Genomic DNA, 2,952 nt, shown 5'->3' on the forward strand with positions numbered 1-2,952 from the left:
CGGCCCCCTCCCCGTACCGCCGTCCCGGCGGCCGTGGCAGGCTCGTACCCGCGTGCCGCCGCCCTCGCCGGGCGGGCGGGCACCACGACTGACCGGTACGGACGGGAAAGGGCGGCCGCCCATGGGACGCGTGACGGAACGGCGGCGGGTCACCCGCGTACGGGCGGGCGTGGTCTCGGCGCGCCCGGACACGCTCGTCGCCGAGGAACCCCTCGAAATCCGGCTCGCGGGAAAACCTCTGGCCATCACGATGCGCACCCCCGGCGACGACTTCGCGCTCGCCGCCGGTTTCCTCGTGAGCGAGGGCGTCCTCGCCTCCGCCGAGGACGTGCGGTCGATCGTGTACTGCGCCGGGGCGACCGACGACGGCTCGAACACGTACAACGTGGTGGACGTCCAGCTCGCCGAGGGCGTGCCCCTCCCCGATTTCACGCTGGAGCGGAACGTCTACACGTCCTCCTCGTGCGGCCTGTGCGGGAAGGCGAGCCTGGACGCGGTCCGTACGACGACCCGCTTCCCCCTCGCCGACACCCCGCCGCCGCGCCTGGCCCCCGCGCTCCTGTCCGCCCTCCCCGACCGGCTCCGCGCGGCGCAGCGCGTCTTCGACCGCACGGGGGGCCTCCACGCGGCGGCGCTCTTCTCCGAGACCGGCGAACTCCCCGACATCCGCGAGGACGTGGGCCGCCACAACGCGGTCGACAAACTCGTGGGCCGCGCCCTCACCGACGCCCGCCTCCCCCTCTCCCGCGCGGTCCTCCTGGTCTTAGAAGCCATCTCATTTGGGTGACTCGGTAGTCTATGAGTCATGGTGGGGCTTGTTGAGCGGCTGGTGCCGGACGAATTGTGGCAGTTGTTCCAGCGGGTGGTGCCTGAGGCGCCGTCGCGGCCGCAGGGTGGTGGTCGGCGTCGGCACGGTGACCGGGAAGTGCTGGCCGCGATCGTCTTCGTGGCCACGTCGGGTTGTACCTGGCAGCAGCTGCCTTCGGCGTCGTTCGGCCCGTCCGGAGCGACTGCCCACCGGCGGTTCTCGGAGTGGTCGAAGGCCAGGGTGTGGGCCAAGCTCCACCGCCTGGTCCTCGACGAGCTCGGTACGCGCGGGGAGCTGGACTGGTCGCGGTGCGCGATCGACTCGGTGAACATGCGGGCCTTGAAAAGGGGGACCTGACAGGTCCGAATCCTGTCGACCGGGGCAAGTACGGGTCGAAGATCCACCTGATCACCGAGCGGACCGGTCTGCCCATATCCGTCGCAATCTCCGGTGCCAACGTCCACGACAGCCAAGCCCTTATCCCGCTCGTGAAGGGCATACCGCCTATCAGCTCCCGCCGGGGCCCCCGTCGACGCCGACCCGGAAAGCTCCACGCCGACAAGGGATACGACTACCGCCACCTGCGGCAATGGCTGTCCGGACGCGGAATCCGGCATCGCATCGCCCGCAAAGGCGTCGAGACCTCGCAGCGACTCGGCCGACACCGCTGGACCATCGAACGCACCATGTCCTGGCTCGCCGGCTGCCGACGACTCCACCGACGCTACGAACGCAAAGCCGACCACTTCCTCGCCTTCACCAGCATCGCCTGCACCCTCATCTGCTACCGCAGACTCACCAAATGAGATGACTTCTTAGGCCGCGCCTCCTTCGAGCTGGCCCAGAAGGCGGCGATGGCGGGCATCCCGGTCCTGGCGGCGGTCTCGGCCCCGTCCTCCCTGGCGGTGGACCTGGCGGCGGAGACGGGCATGACCCTGGTCGGCTTCCTGCGGGGCGAGTCGATGAACGTGTACGCGGGCCAGGAGAGGCTGGTGCTGGAGGGGGCGGAGGTGTGACCGCCGCCCCGGCGGTCGGGACCGCGTGCCCCGGGCCGTACGAAGGCGCCGCCGGCCCGTGCCCCGGGCCGTAGGAAGCTCCCCGTCAGCCCGCGCCCCGGCGGTCCTTCTCGCGCGAGGGCTTCGGCTGGGGGCGGGGTGACGGGACCGTCGCCCCGGGGGCCGGGCGGTCCGCGCGCGGTGCCGTTGCCGGGGAGATCGCTGCCGCGAGGAGCATCAGGGCCAGGACCGGGAGCATCGCCGTTCGCAGGCCCTCGTGGTCGCCGAGGAAGCCGAGGCACGGGGGCCCGCCAGGAGGGCCACGTAGCCGATGCGGGAGGTGAGCGCGACGCGGGCCGCCGTGTCCGGGCCCGATGCGCCCGCCGCCGAGAGGGCCAGCGGGAAGCCCAGGGAGGTGCCGAGGCCCCACAGGAGGACCGCGCAGCCCGCCGTCGCCGGGTTGTCCACGAAGGAGACCAGGGCGATGCCCACCGCCGTGAGGAGTGCTCCGGCGCCCAGGACCTTCGCCCGGCCGAAGCGCGTGACCACCGGGCCCCCGGCGAAGCGGCCCGCCGCCATCGTCGCCGCGAAACCCGTGTACACGAGCGAGCCGAGCCCGGCGGGCATGTCGTGGCCGTCGACCATGAGGAGCGGGAGCCAGTCCGTCGCGGCACCCTCGGCCAGGGTCATGCCGAAGACGACGCCGCCGATCAGGAGCAGTCGCGGGTCGAGGTACAGGCGCCGTTCCCGCGCCGCCCCTGCATCGTCCGCGCGCGAGGCGCCGATGCCGGGCCGCAGGCCCGGGATCGCGTACGCGAAGAGGGCGAGCACGAGGAGCAGGACGAGGGCCAGGTGCCAGGGCACGGGGAAGCCGACCGCCGCACCGGCCACGCCGAGCCCCGCGCCCACCACCGTGCCGAGGCTGTAGCAGCCGTGCATCGCGGGCAGGACCGGGCGCCTGAGCTGCCGTTCGACATGGACGCCCGCGACGTTGCTGGCCACCTCCGAGAGCCCCACCCCGCGCCGATGAGCAGGAGGCCGCAGGCCACGAGGAGCGCCGCGGACATCCCCGTGCCGAGCGCCACGACCCCGACCCCCGCCAGCACGAGCGTCATGCCCGCGATGACGACGGGGCGGGTCGCGTACCGG

General features: G+C 72.9%; 2 protein-coding genes and 2 pseudogenes. 3 read left to right on the forward strand and 1 reads right to left on the reverse strand.

Features of this window, described 5'->3' with window-relative positions:
* Positions 1-121: 121 nt before the first annotated feature.
* The 3 genes and pseudogenes from fdhD to SSBG_RS30585 all read left to right on the forward strand — a co-directional run.
* A pseudogene (gene fdhD / locus SSBG_RS02965) lies at positions 122-781 on the forward strand (formate dehydrogenase accessory sulfurtransferase FdhD); the annotation flags it as partial.
* 24 nt (positions 782-805) lie between these two features.
* A protein-coding gene (locus SSBG_RS32035) for an IS5 family transposase (RefSeq protein WP_106429290.1) occupies positions 806-1,614 on the forward strand; the annotation gives its coding sequence in 2 pieces (ribosomal slippage) (positions 806-1,154 and positions 1,154-1,614; 810 coding nt in all).
* 12 nt (positions 1,615-1,626) lie between these two features.
* A pseudogene (locus tag SSBG_RS30585) lies at positions 1,627-1,824 on the forward strand (formate dehydrogenase accessory sulfurtransferase FdhD); the annotation flags it as partial.
* 216 nt (positions 1,825-2,040) lie between these two features.
* Here the strand turns inward: SSBG_RS30585 and SSBG_RS02980 are convergent.
* Positions 2,041-2,805, reverse strand: a complete 765-nt coding sequence (locus SSBG_RS02980; RefSeq protein ID WP_234010324.1) for an MFS transporter — start codon at positions 2,803-2,805, stop codon at positions 2,041-2,043.
* Positions 2,806-2,952 lie beyond the last annotated feature (147 nt).

The organism is Streptomyces sp. SPB074 (assembly GCF_000154905.1).
Lineage (GTDB): Bacteria > Actinomycetota > Actinomycetes > Streptomycetales > Streptomycetaceae > Streptomyces.